Genomic DNA, 19,834 nt, shown 5'->3' on the forward strand with positions numbered 1-19,834 from the left:
CATGCATTTATCCAAACGAAAGACCCGTTTCAGGTTCACCTCCCTAACAGGAGCTTTCATGGCTGTGGTTCTGTCTCTCAGTCTATGGGTACCCGCAGTCCAGGCGGAGACAGCGACTCCAGTAGCTGCTGAACAAGGAAAGACGAAAGCGCTGACAACTGAATCGGCTACAGCATTTCTGGATTCATTCTTCGATTCACCTGAGGCAAAAGCCCATTATGTGGGAGCCTCCGTTGTTGTTGTGAAGGATGGCAAAGTTCTGGCGGAAAAAGGCTATGGCTTCTCCGATGTGGAGAGCAAGACAGCGATCGATCCGAAAAATACGGCCTTCCGTGTAGCCTCTGTCTCCAAAACGTTCACGTCTGCTGCTGTAATGCAGCTGGTGGAGCAAGGCAAGGTTGATCTGCAAGCTGATTTTCAGACCTATGTGAAAGGGCTCGAATTCGATAATCCTTTTGACAAACCTGTAACTGTGGAGAACCTGCTCACCCATACGACCGGATTCGAGATCCGTGATCCGCAGCAGGAAGACATCCATACTGATTTTGACAAGTACATAGCGATGGAGGATTACGCACAGCAACACATGCCTCCTGTCGTTCGAGAGCCTGGTAGCGCCTACATGTACGATAATTTTTCGTTTTTGCTGCTTGGCATGATTGTCGAGAATGTAAGCGGCGAGCCTTTTGAATCCTACATGCAACAGCATATCTTCAAACCGTTGGGAATGGATAACAGCAGTTTCGTGCTGGACAAAAAGTTCCAGAAGCAGCTTGCTACAGGCTATGATGCGGCACACAATCCGCTTGATCTGTACACCATCTCTCCAACACCAATGCCTCAAGGTGGCATGTTGTCTACCGCAGAAGACATCGGGAAGTTCATGATTGCGTTCCTGAATGATGGCGTGAAAGACAACGAGCGTATTCTCAAGGAATCCACAGTGAAAAGCATGGAACAGTACCGGTCTTCCATTCATCCACTGTTACCAAACACCACGTATGGATTCGAAGCTGCATTTCAGCTTCCCGGAGCAGGAAGTAATCCAAGTATCATTACAAAAGGAGGCGACCTGACCGGATTCAGCTCTTATCTCTTCCTTATTCCCGAGCAAAATACAGGCGTTTTCCTGACGTATAATCAAAATGGAGCACTTCGTAATCTGTTCTACCCGGCATTCATTCAAAGTTTCTTCCCGCAATATGCAGAGCCTGTACAGTTCAAGGAATACACGCCGCAATCCGCAGCTGAGCTACAACGCTTCACCGGATTGTACGCGGATTTACGAATTAGCACGATCGTCAGCTCCCTGAAAAATGAAGGTACAGAGCCTGGACAACTGAGCATTTCGGATGTTTTTCTGGGTCAACGCAACCTGATTCAAGTGGAAGATAATCTCTTCAAAGATGAATTGACTGGTCAATTCACAGCATTCAAAGAATATACAGATGGTACCACATACATGAAAGAACCTTATCTCAACCCTATGGGTTATGAGAAAAAAGGACAAAAGCCTATGGGCTTCCGGGATGTTCGTGAGAACAGTCCTTATGCTGAAGCCATCTATGCCATACAATCTCTTGGATATTATGAGAATGATGCTAACAAGTCTTTCCAACCAAAATCAGCTGTGACACGAGCTGAATTTATTGAGAACACGCTTAAACTGAGTGGATTGAAGCCCAGCAAAACAACACCTCCTGCAGGCACCGACTGGGCAGACCATGAAGCAGCCGGTTATATTCAACTTGGATATGAATTGGGTATGATTACGGGCGCAGATGAAACGCAGTTTAAACCGGATCAAGTGATTATCCGACAGGAAGCCATGGTCATGATGTGGAGAATTCTGCAACTGCAATATCCTAGTGAACTGTTCACAGATGTCAAACTTGCGGGACACACGGACCCATGGGCTGTACCAGCCGTTCAGATGATGGCGAAGCTTGGTATCCATGGACCTGAGGTAAAAGTGCTGGAAGATGGGTCCATTGATTTACTTTCCCGCAAACCTCTGATTCGTCAGGAAGAGGCTGCGATTATGTATGCGCTGCTTACCCAACCAACAGATCAAATCGTCGCTGAACTGATGGCTGCTCAGCAGCCGCAAGCTGAACCTGCTGAAGGAGCCGAGCCTGCAGAGGAGACATCTGAAACTGCGCCGGTTCCTGTACCAGCGCCGGTCCCTTCTGCAGCATCAGCACAATAAAAATAAAATATCTCATACCGATTAGATTTATCATGCTTATGACAAGAAAAACAGGCTTGTTCAGAAGGATACGATCCTTCTTGAACAAGCCTGTTTCGTTACTTTTCATAACTTATTATTATAGCGATCTGTTACTGAGTGATATCCGTCTCTATTCGATCAACGAAGATACATGGTGGTTCCCGTTGCGCTGATCAAACTTGGCTGCAGCGGTCTGAGCATGCTCCGCAAAGTAATCGGCCAGCTTGAGCAGATCGCCTGGATCGCCTTCATACGGGAAGGACGCTGGCAGACGCAATCGGTATTCTGGAGATTCTTCCGCCCAACGGCGAAGCAACGATGCTGCTCTGGCATAAAACAACATTTTGGCGTAAGGATCTTCATGATCCGCAGCGAACACCAGTGTTTCCTCCAGCACATCAATGCCTTTTGCAGGGTTCGTACGTGTGAGATAATCCATCTGTTCCGCAAAACTCTGCACAAAATCGTTCTGGCCTTTGATCAGGCGATATCCCTTGGTCTGATGTTTATCTGCTTCTGCAGTCCGTCCCAGACGGTATAGCGGCATCAAAATCTCTGACAAGGTCAGATGAGGAATCTCCGCGCAGCTCATACGCCCTTTCAGGATAGGCTGTGCCGCCTCCAACACCTTCTCATCGTCTCCTTTTAACAGGAAATATCGCATAATCTCATCCTGCTCACAGGCTTCGCAGTCACTCATAAAGTCACGGTCCATCGTTCTGAATCGATCATAACTGCGTCCCGCTTCCTCCAGCTCCCCAAAATCCATAAAGATCCGGAACCGATAATACCAGTATGAGCGTTCGCTGTAACCGTACGACTTGAAACGCCGTCCAAAATCCTCCAACAACTCCAGGATCTTCTCGCGTGATATTTCCGGGAAGTCGGGCATCTTGCCCAATATCCATTTGTACGACCACATTAATGTTTCTTCATCATATTCTTCGGGCTGTTGGTCGAACTTGCCCAGCTGCCAGGAAAAAGCAATCAAAGCTTTCATCGGATATCCACAGAAGGTGGCTACATCCACAATCTCTGAGCGTGCTTCGTACGCCTCCATAACCATGCCATTGACATCGGCAACTCTTGCCGCTTCCTCCAGCATACCAAGCTTCGCCGGACCATTGGGTAAGCCATAGGCCTCGTCCATCAATTCTTCAAAATCCATCTCTGTCTTCATCAGGCATCCCCCTTACGATCTGTATTTGCACGTAAACCCCAATCTATAAAACGAACAATGCCCTGATTTAACACTTCAAGCTCCTGTTTGCTCATCGCATAATGCCCCATCATCAGTGCATTGACATATAACATTTCAATGGCAATCGGTGTCATCTGATCATCCGGTGATGTCAGTACCCGCTGAATGATCGGATTACTCACGTTCAGATACAAGGTTGAGTATCCTGCTGAACTCATGCCAGAAGACAATGAACCCAGAACGGATGAGAACAATTCCGTGCTCTCCTCGCTTGCTTTTTCCAGTGCACGAAGTGTTGAAGATTCCTGAGACAGCGTGAACAACACCGGCAGATCCGATGGCTTGAAACCTTTCACCTCAGCCCGACAACGGAAGCGCTGTAAGGCAGAATCTGCGAGTCGCAATGCATCATAATATTGATTGCGTTCAGCGGGAGATACATCGGTGAAACTCATCGAAACCTGGTCCGGTTGTAGACGCTCCGTCTGTACATTATGCACAGCCATCGGCAATGTCTCCATCAACTCACCGTCATAGATATAACCACCATTAATCACCAGCATCGATTGTGCGGATGCTACATGGTGAATCTGACGGTACTCATCGACAGAAGACGTGAAATACAACTTCTCTCCTTCATCGATTAGCTCACCCAGTTCACGGTGACCCCTCGTGCTCTCAAATGGCAGCCAGCGATGAATCATGGCATAGAATGCCTGATCCTGTACAGCCAGTGCCTTCATGGACAAGGCATGCAGGCGAATCAGTTTCTGTAGCCGTTCCGTCTGACTCTCAGCCATGTCGGCCAGTCCCTTGCGAAGTGCGTCTCCAAGTTCGGAGCGAACTTCCTCCAGCTTTTCATTTTCATAAAAATGTTCCCGTGATGCCGTCGGTTGAAGCTCATCTGTCCAGATCAGGCATTTCACGAAGAAAGCCCATTCTGGCAAAATGTTCTCAGCCTTCTCCGAAATCAGCATTCTCTTCAGGTAAACCCGGTGAGAACGCTTGGCATTCAGATTAACCGCGTGTGGCAGTACAAAAGCAATACCCCCGGTACGGCCTGAAGCTGTCGTCAACGGAATGAAGTCCTGGAACTGCTCTCCAAGCAGCCGTTCACCAAATGCCAATACCTCCGCTCTGCGTGAGCGTGCGAGTGCAGGGTCCATCAGCCAGATCGGTGTCTCGCTGTTCACCACATGTTGCGCTCCGTCATGATCCAGCGTGACTGGATACGGTAATAACGCTCCGTAATAGAACAGAGCTTCTTTCACATAATCTGGTTCAAAGTAGTGCGCTGCGTCCGGTGTACAACGCAGATATACTTTGGTCCCCGGGGACAGCTGTGTATCCAACTGTCGAATCGTATAGGTGCCATCCGGCTTGCCCCGCCACTCCATCGAAGGGCCGCCCTTCGCGGATTGCGTCAGCATGACAATTTCGTGACTCACCATGAAACAGGATAACAACCCGATCCCGAAACGCCCGATAAACGAAGTCTCTCCATCCAGCAGCGCTTGCTGCCCCCTCTTCGAGGATTGTCCAATCATCGCCAGGAATTCATGGATGTCAGCTTCAGTCAAGCCGATGCCGTTGTCCTCCACCATCATGGTCAATTGCTCACCTGTTCCCGTCAGTTCAACACGCACTTCACCCTGATACCCTGGCTCCGCCTCCGTTCGTGCGGTAATCGCATCCGTCGCATTCTGCATCAGTTCTCGCAAGAACACTTTCGGACTGCTATATAGATGGTTGGATAAAATCTGGATCATCCCGCTCAGGTTCACTTGAAAACGATATTCATTGGATGCTGTCATGACTCACTCACCTTCCTCTAAGTCCAAACACAATATGTACCCATACGATGTAATCATATGGATGTGTTAGACGAATTCATTATGTAATCGTTAAAAACAGACGTTCCCGTGACAGGCACGCCTAAACATCACGTCAAGCCGCCCCTGGATAACCAAGACCGGCGTTATATGAATATTAAAGGCATTCATGAGACGTAAGGCCTTATCTTTCATTACCACGTTATGAATAGCAATGAAACGGATGTTCTACCCTAAAATAAGGATACATGTTACAAGACAGAGTGAAAACAAACCTGAGACCCGATTTCAGGCAGACTTCAGGGTAATTGTGCATCCTCCATTCGGGACTATTGAAGGAGGAAAATATCTTTTTTGTCGTCCATTTGAACGATATCAGCCTACCACACGTATAATCTCCAAACTCAGATCGGACGGTGAATATACATGATCGAAGTACGTAACATATCCAAGCAATTCAAGGTGCATCAAGCACTGCATGATGTCAGTTTCACAGTTAAACAAGGCAGTGTCACAGGGTTGATTGGACCCAACGGTTCGGGCAAAACCACACTGATCCGTATCATGAATGGTGTTTTGGGCGCTTCCGGTGGACAGGTAACCATTAACGGATTGGACGCCGCTCGTGAGGCGGAGAAAGTACTGGCCATGTGTGGCACCCTTACCGAACAAAGTGGATTATATGAAAATATGAGTGGGCGTGACAATCTGACTTTCTTCGCAGATGTTTTTGGCCTGAAGCATGCCAAGAAACGAATCGACGAGCTTGTAACTCTGTTCGAGTTACAGGATTATCAGCATCGAAAAGTCGGCACCTATAGCACAGGCATGAAGAAACGCTTGGGCCTTGCACGAGTACTCTTGCACCGTCCTTCCATCCTGTTTCTGGATGAGCCCACCAATGGCCTTGATCCGGATGGAATTCAGATGGTGCTGCGCATTATCCGTCAGTTAAATAAGGAAGAAAAGATGACGATTCTGGTCTCATCCCATGTGCTGTCCCAGCTGTCAGCCGTCTGTGATCATTATATTTTCATGGAAAAGGGGCGCATCGTTGAGGAAGGCACGGAACAGGAGATTGTTAGCCGGTACCTGTCCACGCCGAAGCTCGAAGTAGAAGCCGACATACCCGATGGATGGCACACGGCAACCGACTTTACACCTGAAATAATCTCCGCACATCAAGCAGTATTTCAGCTTACATCGCGTGAAGATATTCCATTACTGCTAAGGCAATTAACGGAGCATGGTCAAGTCTATCAGGCCCGCATCACGGGCAGTGATCTGGAAAGTATCTATTTTGCCATAAGGGAGGCACAACAACATGAATAACCGCCAAGCCGTACGTGCACTGGTACGCAAAGATATTAGGTCCGTCACAGCCAGCGTTCAGCTCTGGTTGCCCATGTTGATCGTCCCACTGATTATTGGAATCATTATGCCCTCTGCTCTCCTGTGGGCGGCCTCCAGAATGGAACTTCGTTCTCTGGGCAACATCAGCTTTCTACTCGAATCATTGGATGCGTTAACCCATGGTGGACAGATTCCTCAGCTTGCTTCCATGCCTACAGATAATCATCGTATTGTCTATTACTTGGCCATGTATATGTTCGCCCCCTTGTTTCTCATCATTCCGGTGATGGCCTCCAGTATTCTGACGGCCAATAGTTTCGCTGGTGAGAAGGAACGTAAGACGCTGGAAGGATTGTTGTTCACACCGATCAGTATGAACACTCTTTTTAAAGGCAAAGTGCTAGCTGCACTGATTCCTTCCATTCTATTATCCTGGGTTACTTTCCTGATCTACGGAATCATTGCCAATATTCTGATGTACCCCATGTTTGGAACGTTGATGTTTCCCAATCTGAACTGGATAATACTTGTCATCTGGGTTGTTCCCGCTTGCAGTCTTATGGTCATTTTATTGAACGTTCTGATCTCGGCCAAGGTCCGTGGGTTCCAGGAAGCCTATCAGCTCGGCGGATTAATTGTCCTTCCCCTCATCGCCTTAGTCGCTGGTCAAGCCAGTGGCATGCTGCTGATTGGTCCTTGGATGTTACTCATGATTGGAGCAGTGCTCCTGCTCATAAGTTTGGTTCTTCTTCGTCTGGTCACAGCGTGGAATAGTCGTCAGCAACTGGCGGAAAGTCAGATCTGAATGATGTGGAGTGTAACGAGGAAATTCAACAGATCACACTGTCGCTCCGCTATACAGATTGAGAAATAAATATACGCGGGTTATGATGTGGAGATATATGCTACGGGATGATTCTAGAGAGGAATGGAACAACTGTATGGAATCCAAACTACTTCAAAAATTAAAATATGCTTCACAATTAACGGCACAGGAGAAACATATTGTGGACTATATCCTGAACAATCCCGAAGTTGTATTTGATTCTACAGCCCATGAACTGGCTCAGCAGACCTATACAAGCTCATCCACTATTGTTCGCTTATGCAAAAAGCTGGGTACCAAGGGGTACCCAGACTTTCAGTTAAAGCTTGCTCTTGAATACCAACAGATACCTTCCGCGTTGCAGACGCAGGATCATGCAATTGCAGAACAAGGCAACGTGCTGGCTGCCATCGACTCGGTTCCTTACCTGTACCAGCAGGCGCTGGAGGATACCCGCCGGATGTTAAACGCTCCTGTTTTGCTACGAATCGCTAGCTGGGTCAAAGAATCCGTACGCATTGATGTCTATGGCAGTGATATGAATTATTATCTGGCTCAACAGGCTTGTACCAAGTGGAATGAACTCGGCATATCTGCGATTGCTCACAATAGTCCGAACATGCATTATTTGAACACGATGAATCCGAATAGCCTGACGCTGTCTTTTGTTATATCGCACACAGGTGAGAACCAATCCATGATTGAAGCCGCCAAAGTGCTCAATAGCAAACAGATGAAAGTCATCGCGGTCACGGGCAACAACCATTCAACCCTATCCAAGCATTGTGATGAAACGCTGCTGGCTTATGGATACAATGAACAATTAAGGCTATCCAAAATGTCTTCGATGGTCTCGGTACTCTACATTTTCGACATGTTATACATGGGGAGCATTAGCGATACGTATTAACGATTAAAGCTGGTCCGCTGCAAATACAATCGCGGCATCCTTACGTGCACTCATGAGTACACTCATCACAGACTGGCTGTGTTCGAGCAGTTCGTAACACCGTTTGTGATCCCCACTTGCATGGATGTCCCTAAACGCTTCCCACTCATAGTACAGCCAATTGGATTTGGTCTGCTCATTATACCCCTCAGCAGGCTCATTCCCGATCTGAAGCTTGATCTCCCGGCAACCGTTTGCTCCTCCCACAACCTGAAGATAACCTTTCTCGCCCTGAATGAGCACAAAGTTCATGCTGTTTGTGTCTTTGGCACCTACACATTCGGCAATAAAATCCGGATACTTGAGAACCACTACTCCTGATGTATCAATGCCGTTTGCATGCTGGTTCGCGGTATACGATACGGTATTCGGACTGCCAAACAGATTCATGACCAGATGAAGATTATAAATATTGATATCCATCAGCGCGCCACCAGAGAATTGTGGATTAAATACATTTGGTGTTTGCCCTGCAAGCAGATCATTGTATTTGCGCGAGTATTGACTGTAGTTACACTGGATGAGTTTGATCGGACCAAGCTTTGGTAGTTGCTCCTCTATGACTTTAATATTGGGCAGATGAATGTTGGAGATGGCTTCAAACAACAACAGATTCTTTTCTTTTGCAAATGCAATCAGCGTTTCTGCTTCCTGAAGCGTGGACGTGAACGGTTTTTCGCAGACGACATGTTTGCCATGTTGAAGTGCCTGATAGGCCTGTTCGTAATGCATGCTGTTTGGTGAAGCAATATATACGAGATCTACATTTGTATCTGAAAATAGAGATTCCAGGTCCGTATAGATGGTATCGACCCCATACTTACCCGCAAGCTCCTGTGCTGTCTCTCTCTTCCGGGAGTACATCGCTGTACACGTAACATCATCCAGTTCATTAATCGCAGCTAAAATGGCATCCACAATGGACCCTGTACCAATCGTTGCTATATTCATCATATCGTCTCGCTCCTGTCGTTGGTTGTTTGTCAGTTGGCTCTCTTCGCCGCTTCGATTCCGTCATGTAAAATATCCAATACATATAAAACCTCTTCATCCTTGACCGGTTTATCACCGTTATGTCGAATGGCTTGAAGCAGTTGATCATATAAAATGCCATAGTCTGTCGCTTCCGAAGGAACTTTCTCCGTATGTGATGTCCCCTCATCGTCCACATAACTAATCATACCCCAGTTATCCTCCGGTTCAGCTTGAATGGATACCCGGGTTCGTCCATCTCCATTTTTCGTTTGATGCCCACTGCTATATTTAACAAAGCTCCCTCGATCCCCGTGGACAATGAATTTTGGATGCTCGATCTTCACAAGCAGACTGCACTTAATCGTGGCCTTCATTCTTCCATATCGAAAATCAATATCGATGTAATCATCGGATTCACCCGGCGCGATCAAACTCCGAACATCATAATCAATTCGGTCAGCTACGCCATAGATGAAGATCAACTGATCGATGGTATGTACGGCCAAACCATGCAGCAGTCCAAATCCACTTCTGGCGTACTGTGGGTGAAAATAATCATAGTGGGACTGAATTTCAACAATATCCCCCAGTTTGCCGCTCTCAATCACTTTTTTCAATGTCAGAAAGTCACCATCAAATCTGCGATTTTGATTCGCCATGGCGATGAGATTTTTACGATTGGCTAGTTCAAAGATATCTTTGGCTTCCGCAGAAGTGGAGGCAAAAGGTTTCTCGACCAGCACATGTTTCCCGTTCTCCAATGCCAGCTTGGCGTATTCTACATGGCTATCCACATGGGTGGCGACAACAATCAATTCAATCTCATCATCTTGGAATATGTCTTCGAAATTGGTCGAAAAAGTAATCTCGGGATAAAGTAATTCACGCTCTGTATCGCCAACCCGGTCTTCCTCGCGACGGTATATTGTCTTCACCTTGATATTTTCTTTCTTGTCCAGATAAGGCAAATGATAATTCACCACTGCGTTCCCAAATCCGATGATCGCCATATTCAATTCCATAATCGCTCACTCCTCTGCTCTGGTTGAGAGTTATGTTATCACGATCAAGTCAGGCGGAGAATGCTTTGGGACGGGATTGGCAGCATCATGCGCAATTCGATTTCAGGTTTGAATGACTATGAAATTCAATTTCATCCTCTTCTTTTTTTCATGTTTGAGATCTAACATATCTTCCATAGTTTACCGATATAACATAAGGAATTAACGACATACATATAGAAGAACGAGGGGGACGATGAACGAATGAAAACAGGGTATACATACTTACAACGCACCATCTGTACATTGCTGTTATTTACACTCATTGCAGCAGTGACATTGGGAGGTGGAACCGCAGCCCAGGCAGCTTCACTCAGCCAATCCACAGTGTATTATGAATCTGACGGAGTTTTGTACAAAGTATCCGCGGATGGCAGCAATACAACAGAAGTATTAATTGATTTCCAAGGTGTAGACTTGCTCGCGGCAGGCTCTTATCTCTACTATACGCAGACTGCTTCTTCCACAACCTTACTTCGGGTTCCGAATGACGGGTCCAGCGATGCGGCAGAGACATTTGCTACAGATGTACTCAGCTATTATACGGATAACGGATTCATCTATTATCTGGATGCTACAGGTACCATTTATCGGGCGAATGGCAATAGTGACGCTTCATCTGTCACCAAGATTGCTGACAAGGCCGATACCGACTTTCCGTTTCTCCTGGTAACCAAAGGGCGTGCCTACTATAATGCGTTGGTTAATGGAAACACGTGGATCGTGTCCAAAACGTCCAACGGTTCTGGAGCTGTGCAGCGGATTGCCGCAGGCGCAGTGGAAGGACGTTATTTTACAAATCAAGCCAAAAACGAACTGCAACTGATGGTAAATACAGACCCGTACGAGGATTTCTATTCCACCAATGCTGTTGTCATGTATAAGGTGACTTACAACACTGGTAAGGCGACCGCTGTTAATCCCAAAGCCAAACTGGATGTGAATGCTGTATATTCCGGTGGTTGGGGAAACAATCTTTACGTGTATAACAAAGGAATCGTTCTCGACAGCAACAAGGATTACAATTATGCCAAAGGCAAAGCGTTTGCGTTAACGACTTCAGCCAAAACACTTCAACTTCATAACAAGAGCGTTCGTGAAGTAAGTGCCTTAGGTACAGACAAGGTTGTCCTTATTGATACAGACAAAAAGGCTTATGCCAAAACGGTCTCGGGCAACAAAGTGACCAAGTCTGCCAACCTGAACCTGAACAATGTAACGTATGTTGCGAATCAATTGACCAATGGTACAGCTACGGCTGCATACATCTCGGGCAACAACGGACTCTATTCGGTTAATACAGCTCTCAAGGTAACGAAACTTACCGGGGACGAATGGGATGCATTCCATATCAGAGATGATGTTGCGGGCCTCTTCTACATCAATGCCAAAGATCAATATCGCTTATATCACGTGCAAACGGGTGGAACAGGGAAAAAAGTAATGAGTGACGTTTTCCTCGACAATATTCTATTGGTGACACCGTACTAACATATATTGTTGATTCAGGCTTATAGCCATTCAACGGACTTGTCCATATCAAAAGGATTACCCGGTAGCCATAACGGCGCTTGGTAGTCCTTTTTTGGTTATCGAAAACTATTTTTTAAAAACATCTTCCATATGAGAATGATAATTGTTATCATTAAGAAAATAAGACAAAAGGATGGTCCGTATGACTGAACAGTTTCCCTTCATTGCTGAAACCTCATCTCTACCGCTCCTCTCCTCCATGTGCCGTGTGCGTCGTGGGGAGAATTTCCGTGTGCAAGGCAAGACGGTGTCACGGCCCATGCTCTGTCTTATTTTGCAAGGAGACGGTGTTCTGGTCCTGAATGATACAGTCTATACGGCGCAAGCAGGCAGCTTGTTTGTACTGAAGCCAGGAACAACCATTGAGGCCGCTGCACGCTCGAATGTGACCGAATGTATATTGCTCAGCATGGATACGGTTCGTTTGCAGCAAGTACGCGGGGAATGGAAAATGGCCTCCTCACCCGCCTTCCCGCTGGATTGGCAAACAGGCAGATTGCTGGTCCGTCACGAGCAGCAGGCTAAATTACGTTTCGAGCAACTCTATGAAACCTATCGCGGTCTTCAACCGGATCACTTTATCAGCATACATAGCCAGCTGCATGATCTGCTGCAGTTTCTCTCGGAGAACAGGCTGGAAGCCAATCATGAGAAAGTGGACCCTGCCTTGGAACGCAGTATTATGTATATGCGACGTTACATGAGTGAAGGAATTAGCATGGATCAGCTTGCCAAGATTGCTGGACTCACACCCAGCTCCTATTCCCGCAGTTTCAAGAAGGCCAAAGGCATGTCACCGACCGATTACCTGAATCGTTTACGTATAGAAGAAGCCAAAAAACAGCTGGCAGAGGAATCATGTGTCCTCAAAGACGTCGCGGTATCTGTCGGGTATGGCAATGAGTATTATTTTAGCCGCAAATTCAAACAAACCTTGGGGATTGCCCCCAGCGTATATATGAAAAGAGACCAACTTCGCGTAGCTACGGCATCTATTATGGGATTCCATGAGAACTTGGCCTCGCTTGGACTGCGCCCGGTAGCTGTGCTGGAAGGTGAAGGTGTGTTTGACCAAGAAACGGATGAATATGAACAAGAACGCCGATTAACCAGACAATTCGATCAACTTCGGCAGGCGAAGCCAGACTTGATCATCGGTGATTTTTACCATAAGCCCTATTACGATCGCCTGAAAAATATTGCACCCACCATCATCTTGGAGTCCACTGATGACTGGAAAGAGAACCATATTCGCATAGCCGAACTGGTTGGACGTGAGCAGCAGGCGTTGCTGAATTTCAAAGAACTAGAGTTTCGCAAGCTTGAAACAAGCCTGAACCTGCAACCCTATTTCGGACAAAAACGATTGACTCTGATGGAGGTTACGAATCAGTTCATTCGCTTACAAGGGACTGGCGAACATCCATTAAATCACTTGTTGTATGCTGAATTGGGACTCCAGCCTGCTCAGCTTGTATCTCCCGAAAGCTCCAGAAATGAGTATGTTGCGGATAGTATTCCCGTGCTGGACACGGATTACCTGTTGATCCATCGTGCTTCGCTTCAGCCTGCCAGTGAAAAGCTGTTCCGACGCATGAAACAGACAGCATCGTGGAATCGATCTCCTGCTGTATTGTATGGTAACGTTCACGATATCTCGAACTGGCAACGTTTATGCTGGACCCCGGCGGGCCGGTTGCAGATTCTGAACGAACTCGAAGAGATTGCTCAGCAGTCTGTAGTCTTTCCTCAGGCAGGTCTGATCGGACATTAGATGTGAACATAGGTCGATACGATGGGCAAGGTTATCTTTTACATCGTGTTTCTTCATTATAATTCAGTAAGATATTGCACAGGCCAAAGGGCCCTCTCCTATAACGGAAAGGGCCCTTTGCGTGTAATTATAAATGTTCCTTGATTTCTTCCTTCGGAACAAGCTTGTATATCTCTTCATTTTCCATGGTATCAATCAACCGATCCAACCATTTGTAATATGCTTCCGCTTGCAAAACTTTGTGTTTGTCTTCCATCAGGATGTGGATCAGTTCAGCATCCGCCTCTTCATCCAGATCTTCGAGTAATCGATTCAGTTCTTCAATTGATTTGCGTAGAACCTGAAGGTTACTCTCCACGGCTTTTCTCCACTTAATGGCAAAATAATCCGTAAACGTCTGATGCCAGTCATATTCCACTTCATATAGGTCTTTTCTGGAGCCCTTGCTCCACACTTTATTTACCATTTTCAAATCCAGCAGTGTTCGTACACCTGTACTCATACTCGTTTTGCTCATTTCCATTTCCCGTCCCATATCGTCAAGGGTCATTGGTTTGTCTGCAAAAAATAGCAATCCATATAAGTGTCCCGTCGACAGCGTAACGCCGTAAAGATCCATATTACGTCCAATGGCTTCAATGACGCGCTTACGAATCTTCAGCACGGTTGCCTGCTGTTCCTCTTGTAAATGGTCCAAGCCCATGCTTGCAACCTCCATTCTGAACATTCCACAGTCTTTGGCGAAATAATTGCAACACTTTAAAAGTCCTGCTTACATGGGAAAGCACTCGGCCGGACATCATATATGCCAGAGGGCTTTCATTCACCCAATGTATGAAAATGGGAACTTTACCAGGCTACAATTGCCTATGACTATCTTTTAACCAAAAAATTCAGCTTCAATTCAGCTCATTTTCTATTGTAGAAAAAGCGATATCAAATGTAAAGGAACCTTATTAGGCAGAATAAGGAGAATGACGGAGCATATGGGAGGAAAACTTTGTACAGTTTTTACTGTACAAACATTATGTACTGTTTATTCGGTTGCTATACGGGGTAAGTATTGTTAGAATACAAAACGTTACCCAGAAAGACGGGAAGCGAAGCAACAACTACCGGATTTCGTGGCTGGGCGCATAAGTGTATGGGCTTATGGATGCTGAAAGCCGTTCGAAGTGCACAACACATCAGAAGGGGTGAAAACATGACCATACTTGAAGTGAAAAACGTAAGTAAATTGTTTGGACCCCAAACCGAGCAAGGTCTGCAATTACTGGAGCAAGGTTGGGGTAAAGAAAAGTTGGCCAAAGAAAAACAGATAACGGTTGGTGTCAACCGGGTCAACATGGACATTAAAGAAGGCGAGATTTTCGTTATTATGGGACTGTCCGGGAGTGGTAAATCCACACTGGTTCGGATGTTCAATCGTCTGATTGAACCAACATCCGGAGAAATCCTGGTCCATGGTAAGGATCTACGCAAGATGAACAAAGAACAATTGCGCGAAGTGCGCCGGAAAACGATCAGCATGGTCTTCCAGAAGTTTGCGTTGTTCCCGCACCGTACCGTTCTTGATAATGTGGAGTATGGATTGGAAATACAAAAAGTAGATAAGGAAGTACGCCGGGAGAAAGCAAAAACCTCACTTGAGCTGGTTGGCCTTAAGGGCTGGGAAGACAAAATGCCAGATGAACTCAGTGGCGGGATGCAGCAACGTGTCGGCTTGGCGCGTGCACTTGCCAATGACCCGGAAGTACTGCTAATGGATGAAGCCTTCAGTGCACTTGATCCATTGATTCGTCGTGATATGCAAGATGAGTTGATCGAGCTTCAGGATAAAATGAAAAAGACGATTATTTTCATTACCCATGACTTGGACGAAGCGCTGCGCATCGGCGATCGTATTGCCCTTATGAAAGACGGCGCAGTTGTGCAGATCGGTACACCGGAAGAAATCATGATTCAACCGGCCAACTCATATGTGGCCCGCTTCGTCGAAGACGTGGATCTGTCCAAGGTCCTTACAGCATCTCACGTAATGCGCCGCCCTGAAACAATTACGCTTGATCGTGGTCCTCGTGTTGCCCTCGAATTAATGCGCGAACGTGGTATTTCCAACCTGTTTGTCATTGACCGTTCGATCAAACTACTTGGTGTTATTACAGCTGAAGATGCAACCCGTGCCATGCGCGAAAACAAATTGTTGAACGACATTCTGATCACGGACGGGCCGACGGTGTCGCCTGAGACCCTGATTCATGAATTGTTCGAGATTGTAAGTTCTGCCCATGTGCCGCTCGCTGTTGTTGGTGAGAATGGCCGTCTGCAAGGTGTTATCGTCCGCGGTGCCCTGCTGGGTGCGCTTAGCGGTGAAGTTGCAGTAAAGGAGGAACTTGTGAATGATTCCCAAAATACCACTAGCATCGTGGATTGAATCCATCGTTGACTGGATGAGCTCCTCGCTCTCCGGATTGTTTAATGTAATCTCTGTTGTTATTCAGGCAGTAGTCGGATTCTTCTCCGGGCTGTTCATGCTGCCGCATCCACTCTTGTTCATTGCTATATTGGGAGTTCTTGCGTTCCTCGTAGGTCGACTCCCACTGACACTATTTACGGTTATCGGGTTCTTGCTCGTAGATAACTTGGGATACTGGTCCCAATCGATGGACACACTCGGTCTGGTTATCACTTCAGGATTGGTTTCGATCCTGCTTGGTGTGCCTGTCGGAATCTGGCTTGCATACAGTAAAACTGCGGCGCGTATCATTACACCGCTGCTTGACTTCATGCAGACAATGCCTGCATTTGTCTACTTACTGCCTGCGGTCACATTCTTTAGTCTAGGTGTCGTTCCAGGTGTTATCGCGTCCGTTATATTTGCGATTCCGCCAACGATTCGTCTGACTCACCTGGGTATCAGACAGGTATCTGGCGAATTGGTTGAAGCAGCTGATGCATTCGGCTCAACTTCCATGCAAAAGTTGTTCAAAGTACAGCTTCCACTCGCTTTGCCTACCGTGATGTCGGGTATTAACCAGACCATCATGCTGTCACTGTCCATGGTTGTTATTGCATCCATGATTGGTGCACAAGGTATTGGTGCGGAAGTCTATCGTGCCGTAACACAACTGCAAATCGGTAAAGGTTTCGAAGCCGGTCTCGCCGTTGTTGTACTCGCGATTGTTCTGGACCGTTTTACACAAAATGTGTTTATGCCAGGTCGCAAAAAGACCTCACGCATTACAGCCAAGCAAAAAGCATGGATTACTGCTGCGGCAACATTCCTTGTGCTTGTAGCTGGTTTCTCACAATACTTTGTTGGTGGCACAACTTCCGCTGGTGGCAACAATTCAGCAGCCAATGCTGTAGGTGAAGAAGTAAATTATCAGATTATTGGTATCGATCCAGGGGCTGGCATCATGAAGTCCGCTGCAAAAGCGATCGAAGACTATAAACTGACTGACTGGACTCTGATTGAAGGCTCTGGTGCAGCCATGACTGCTACATTGGACAAAGCCATCAAAAATGAAGATCCAATCATTATTACAGGTTGGACTCCGCACTGGATGTTCAACAAATATGATCTGAAATATCTGGAAGATCCAGAAAAATCTTTCGGTGATGCTGAAGAAATTCACACCATCGCCCGTAAAGGTCTGAAAGAAGATCACCCTGTTGCGTTTGAATTCCTGTCCCGTTTCCAGTGGACATCGGATGAAATGGGTGAAATGATGACTGCCATTCAGGATGGCACATCCGCAGAAGAAGCAGCTAAAGCTTATGCTGAGAAACATGCTGATCAGATTGCTGAGTGGACCAAAGGTCTGACTCCAGTGAACGGTGATGCATTCAAACTGAGCTATGTGGCTTGGGATTCCGAAATCGCAAGTACGAACTTGCTGAAATATGTGATGGAAAACGAATTGGGTTATAAAGTTAACGCTCTACAAGTCGAAGCCGGACCAATGTGGACGGGTGTTGCCTCAGGCGACGTAGATGCCTCTCCAGCAGCTTGGCTGCCATTGACACACGCAGACTACTGGGAACGTTACAAAGACCAGGTGGACGATCTGGGTGCCAACATGACGGGTGTACGTACAGGCCTCGTGGTTCCTAGTTACATGACTGAAGTCAATTCGATTGCAGATCTGGAGACAGGTGCCGCTTCTTCCACTCCATCGGCAAGTGCAAATGTGGGTAAAGAAGTGAATCATCAAATTATTGGTATCGATCCAGGTGCCGGAATTATGAGATCCACAGCAAGTGCCATTGAGAAATACGGTTTGTCTGACTGGAAACTGGTTGAAGGTTCAGGAGCCGCAATGACAGCTACGCTGGATAAAGCTGTTAAGAATAAGGAGCCGATTATTGTTACTGGTTGGACACCACATTGGATGTTCAACGCTTACGACCTGAAATACCTGGAGGATCCGGAAGGTGTTTACGGTGAAGCCGAACAGATTCATACGATTGCCCGTAAAGGGTTAAAGGAAGACAAACCTGTCGCCTATGAATTCCTGGATCGCTTCTCTTGGACAACTGAAGAGATGGGTGAAATAATGATCGCTATTCAAAATGGAGAAGATGCTCAGCAAGCTGCTGCTACATATGCAGAGAAGCATAGTGACCAAATCGCTGAGTGGACCAAAGGTCTTACCCCGGTGAATGGCGAATCCATCAAACTAAGTTATGTGGCCTGGGACTCCGAAATTGCAAGTACCAACTTGCTGGAGTATGTTCTGAAGGAGAAACTCGGTTACAACGTAACTTCCCTTCAAGTTGAAATCGGTCCAATGTGGACGGGAATCGCCAACGGTGATGTAGATGCTACGCCAGCCGCATGGCTGCCACTTACTTCATCCGATTATTACAACAAGTATAAGGATCAGATCGATGATCTGGGTCCGAATATGGACGGTGCCAAAACTGGTCTGGTTGTACCAGCCTACATGGACATCAACTCCATTGCAGACTTAAAAGATAATTAAACCAGATTGAGTTGTATAAACCTGAATTTGGTAAAAAGACCACCGAAATTTTTCGGTGGTCTTTTTGAGTGTAACTTTTACTTGGTAATGTCTTCAAACCTAATCAAAGCCTGAATGTACCTGAAGTGCCGTTAAAGTGGATTTTCTCCCTTTTAATGAAAAGCTTCGCTCTGGATAGGATCAGGAGTAGAATACTCACTCACGGTTAGAGCAGAGCAAATACAAGCGCTAACGAATCGGAGACGTCTTATTCAAGGATATGAAGTGATTCCAGAAATCCAAAGAATCTGAGACACGCTATATCAGAATAAAACAGTCGTTTGCTGTGTTTTTGTCAGGGATTCCAGTTAATAACGTGTCTGATGTTCCTTACTTTGTAAAGAGAAGAACTAAAGGCGAAATAAGGCGTCCTGAGTTCCTTAGAAAATGGTCTCCCTTTCCCCAGGGTATAAAGGCTTGGGCTTCAAGACATTTTAAAAAGCTAATCTCCACATCCTAACTAACTTCGAAAATCTCAAGCATAAAGCTAAACGTACTAATCGTTACCTTCTACATTAAAGGGCTGTGAAACTGAATTATGTACTCAGGATCTGCAAATTCTTCTCTTTTCTTTTCTATTCTACACTTTACCAATCAGCAACAATAGTACACCAATGACAATCATGACTACACCAAGAATACCATATACCACTCTTGCGCCCTGCCGTCCAATGGTCTTCACAAAGATTCCTGCTCTAAAACTCTTCATAAACCAGTCCCAATTGTTGATACCACCAAGCAAACTAAAAATTCCTGCCGCTATGGCAAATAGTGCGATTAAAACGGGTTGATCTTGCATCTCGTCAACACTCCTTCAATATAATCCTGTCTACTATACCTTCACTTGGTGAAAATTAACAGGCATTAATTGGGCGTATCTCAAATCTCGCTGAAGTGCATCTTTCACCGCCTCTTCGCCCCCTGCTGCGTCACTTTCCCTTGACGTGCCCCGGCACGCCTGCAGAAAACTCCCTTGCTTGGAACGAAAGTTCGGCAAAATCTACTTCCTTCGGAGTTTTCAGACACGCCCTAGAAAAAAACAGCTTGCAGATGGAAGTCTGCAAGCTGTTCTG

15 protein-coding genes are annotated in these 19,834 nt (G+C 46.3%); 8 read left to right on the forward strand and 7 right to left on the reverse strand.

Annotated elements, in window-relative coordinates:
* Position 1 precedes the first annotated feature (1 nt).
* Positions 2 to 2,209 carry a serine hydrolase gene (locus NSQ38_RS29020; RefSeq protein WP_339785556.1) on the forward strand — a complete coding sequence of 736 codons (2,208 nt, stop codon included), beginning with the start codon at positions 2 to 4 and terminating at the stop codon, positions 2,207 to 2,209.
* Positions 2,210 to 2,360: 151 nt separating this feature from the next.
* Here NSQ38_RS29020 and NSQ38_RS29025 read toward each other — a convergent pair whose 3' ends face one another.
* Both NSQ38_RS29025 and NSQ38_RS29030 read right to left on the reverse strand, forming a co-directional pair.
* Positions 2,361 to 3,410 carry a hypothetical protein gene (locus NSQ38_RS29025; protein WP_339785559.1) on the reverse strand — a complete coding sequence of 350 codons (1,050 nt, stop codon included), beginning with the start codon at positions 3,408 to 3,410 and terminating at the stop codon, positions 2,361 to 2,363.
* Entirely contained in the window at positions 3,410 to 5,245 is a 1,836-nt protein-coding gene (locus NSQ38_RS29030) for an HSP90 family protein (RefSeq protein WP_339785561.1), read from the reverse strand. Before NSQ38_RS29030 ends, NSQ38_RS29025 begins: the two co-directional genes overlap by 1 nt.
* A gap of 444 nt (positions 5,246 to 5,689) precedes the next feature.
* On the opposite strand from NSQ38_RS29030, the gene NSQ38_RS29035 reads away from it, so the two are divergent.
* The 3 genes from NSQ38_RS29035 to NSQ38_RS29045 all read left to right on the forward strand — a co-directional run bounded on the left by NSQ38_RS29035 (position 5,690) and on the right by NSQ38_RS29045 (position 8,352).
* Positions 5,690 to 6,595: an ABC transporter ATP-binding protein gene (locus NSQ38_RS29035; RefSeq protein ID WP_339785563.1), complete on the forward strand. Its 906-nt coding sequence runs from the start codon at positions 5,690 to 5,692 to the stop codon at positions 6,593 to 6,595.
* A complete protein-coding gene (locus NSQ38_RS29040) occupies positions 6,588 to 7,421 on the forward strand; it encodes an ABC transporter permease subunit (RefSeq protein ID WP_339785564.1) in 834 nt (277 codons plus the stop codon). The genes NSQ38_RS29035 and NSQ38_RS29040 overlap by 8 nt, the downstream gene beginning before the upstream one ends.
* A 136-nt stretch (positions 7,422 to 7,557) precedes the next feature.
* Positions 7,558 to 8,352: a MurR/RpiR family transcriptional regulator gene (locus tag NSQ38_RS29045; protein WP_339785566.1), complete on the forward strand. Its 795-nt coding sequence runs from the start codon at positions 7,558 to 7,560 to the stop codon at positions 8,350 to 8,352.
* 3 nt (positions 8,353 to 8,355) lie between these two features.
* Here the strand turns inward: NSQ38_RS29045 and NSQ38_RS29050 are convergent, their stop codons facing one another.
* Together NSQ38_RS29050 and NSQ38_RS29055 are read right to left on the reverse strand one after the other, a co-directional pair.
* Entirely contained in the window at positions 8,356 to 9,342 is a 987-nt protein-coding gene (locus NSQ38_RS29050; RefSeq protein ID WP_339790759.1) for a Gfo/Idh/MocA family oxidoreductase, read from the reverse strand.
* Between the two features lie 32 nt (positions 9,343 to 9,374).
* Complete coding sequence (locus tag NSQ38_RS29055) at positions 9,375 to 10,388, reverse strand: Gfo/Idh/MocA family oxidoreductase (protein WP_339785568.1); 1,014 nt, start codon at positions 10,386 to 10,388, stop codon at positions 9,375 to 9,377.
* A 243-nt stretch (positions 10,389 to 10,631) separates the two neighbouring features.
* Between NSQ38_RS29055 and NSQ38_RS29060 the strand changes: the two genes are divergently transcribed.
* Both NSQ38_RS29060 and NSQ38_RS29065 read left to right on the forward strand, forming a co-directional pair.
* Positions 10,632 to 11,918 carry a DUF5050 domain-containing protein gene (locus NSQ38_RS29060; protein ID WP_339785570.1) on the forward strand — a complete coding sequence of 429 codons (1,287 nt, stop codon included), beginning with the start codon at positions 10,632 to 10,634 and terminating at the stop codon, positions 11,916 to 11,918.
* Positions 11,919 to 12,102: 184 nt separating this feature from the next.
* Complete coding sequence (locus tag NSQ38_RS29065) at positions 12,103 to 13,734, forward strand: helix-turn-helix domain-containing protein (protein WP_339785572.1); 1,632 nt, start codon at positions 12,103 to 12,105, stop codon at positions 13,732 to 13,734.
* Between the two features lie 127 nt (positions 13,735 to 13,861).
* Here NSQ38_RS29065 and NSQ38_RS29070 read toward each other — a convergent pair whose 3' ends face one another.
* Positions 13,862 to 14,437, reverse strand: a complete 576-nt coding sequence (locus tag NSQ38_RS29070; protein ID WP_338592117.1) for a GbsR/MarR family transcriptional regulator — start codon at positions 14,435 to 14,437, stop codon at positions 13,862 to 13,864.
* A 501-nt stretch (positions 14,438 to 14,938) separates the two neighbouring features.
* Between NSQ38_RS29070 and NSQ38_RS29075 the strand changes: the two genes are divergently transcribed.
* Together NSQ38_RS29075 and NSQ38_RS29080 are read left to right on the forward strand one after the other, a co-directional pair.
* Positions 14,939 to 16,168: a glycine betaine/L-proline ABC transporter ATP-binding protein gene (locus NSQ38_RS29075; RefSeq protein ID WP_307414572.1), complete on the forward strand. Its 1,230-nt coding sequence runs from the start codon at positions 14,939 to 14,941 to the stop codon at positions 16,166 to 16,168.
* Positions 16,134 to 18,722 carry a glycine betaine ABC transporter substrate-binding protein gene (locus NSQ38_RS29080; protein ID WP_339785574.1) on the forward strand — a complete coding sequence of 863 codons (2,589 nt, stop codon included), beginning with the start codon at positions 16,134 to 16,136 and terminating at the stop codon, positions 18,720 to 18,722. The genes NSQ38_RS29075 and NSQ38_RS29080 overlap by 35 nt, the downstream gene beginning before the upstream one ends.
* A gap of 619 nt (positions 18,723 to 19,341) precedes the next feature.
* Here the strand turns inward: NSQ38_RS29080 and NSQ38_RS29085 are convergent.
* Together NSQ38_RS29085 and NSQ38_RS29090 are read right to left on the reverse strand one after the other, a co-directional pair.
* Positions 19,342 to 19,560, reverse strand: coding sequence for an immunity 17 family protein (locus tag NSQ38_RS29085; RefSeq protein WP_339785576.1), 219 nt, complete (start codon positions 19,558 to 19,560; stop codon positions 19,342 to 19,344).
* Positions 19,561 to 19,593: 33 nt separating this feature from the next.
* The gene (locus tag NSQ38_RS29090) at positions 19,594 to 19,758 is read right to left on the reverse strand and encodes a hypothetical protein (RefSeq protein ID WP_339785579.1); all 165 of its coding nucleotides are present in this window, start codon (positions 19,756 to 19,758) and stop codon (positions 19,594 to 19,596) included.
* Between the last annotated feature and the right edge of the window lie 76 nt (positions 19,759 to 19,834).

Origin of the sequence: Paenibacillus sp. FSL R7-0313 (assembly GCF_037969885.1) — a bacterium.
Lineage (GTDB): Bacteria > Bacillota > Bacilli > Paenibacillales > Paenibacillaceae > Paenibacillus.

Excerpts from the sequence above, each read along its gene's own strand:
- NSQ38_RS29020 (WP_339785556.1), top strand. The coding sequence starts at position 2 with ATGCATTTATCCAAACGAAAGACCCGTTTCAGGTTCACCTCCCTAACA.
- NSQ38_RS29025 (WP_339785559.1), bottom strand. The coding sequence starts at position 3,410 with ATGAAGACAGAGATGGATTTTGAAGAATTGATGGACGAGGCCTATGGC.
- NSQ38_RS29030 (WP_339785561.1), bottom strand. The coding sequence starts at position 5,245 with ATGACAGCATCCAATGAATATCGTTTTCAAGTGAACCTGAGCGGGATG.
- NSQ38_RS29035 (WP_339785563.1), top strand. The coding sequence starts at position 5,690 with ATGATCGAAGTACGTAACATATCCAAGCAATTCAAGGTGCATCAAGCA.
- NSQ38_RS29040 (WP_339785564.1), top strand. The coding sequence starts at position 6,588 with ATGAATAACCGCCAAGCCGTACGTGCACTGGTACGCAAAGATATTAGG.
- NSQ38_RS29045 (WP_339785566.1), top strand. The coding sequence starts at position 7,558 with ATGGAATCCAAACTACTTCAAAAATTAAAATATGCTTCACAATTAACG.
- NSQ38_RS29050 (WP_339790759.1), bottom strand. The coding sequence starts at position 9,342 with ATGAATATAGCAACGATTGGTACAGGGTCCATTGTGGATGCCATTTTA.
- NSQ38_RS29055 (WP_339785568.1), bottom strand. The coding sequence starts at position 10,388 with ATGGAATTGAATATGGCGATCATCGGATTTGGGAACGCAGTGGTGAAT.
- NSQ38_RS29060 (WP_339785570.1), top strand. The coding sequence starts at position 10,632 with ATGAAAACAGGGTATACATACTTACAACGCACCATCTGTACATTGCTG.
- NSQ38_RS29065 (WP_339785572.1), top strand. The coding sequence starts at position 12,103 with ATGACTGAACAGTTTCCCTTCATTGCTGAAACCTCATCTCTACCGCTC.
- NSQ38_RS29070 (WP_338592117.1), bottom strand. The coding sequence starts at position 14,437 with ATGGGCTTGGACCATTTACAAGAGGAACAGCAGGCAACCGTGCTGAAG.
- NSQ38_RS29075 (WP_307414572.1), top strand. The coding sequence starts at position 14,939 with ATGACCATACTTGAAGTGAAAAACGTAAGTAAATTGTTTGGACCCCAA.
- NSQ38_RS29080 (WP_339785574.1), top strand. The coding sequence starts at position 16,134 with ATGATTCCCAAAATACCACTAGCATCGTGGATTGAATCCATCGTTGAC.
- NSQ38_RS29085 (WP_339785576.1), bottom strand. The coding sequence starts at position 19,560 with ATGCAAGATCAACCCGTTTTAATCGCACTATTTGCCATAGCGGCAGGA.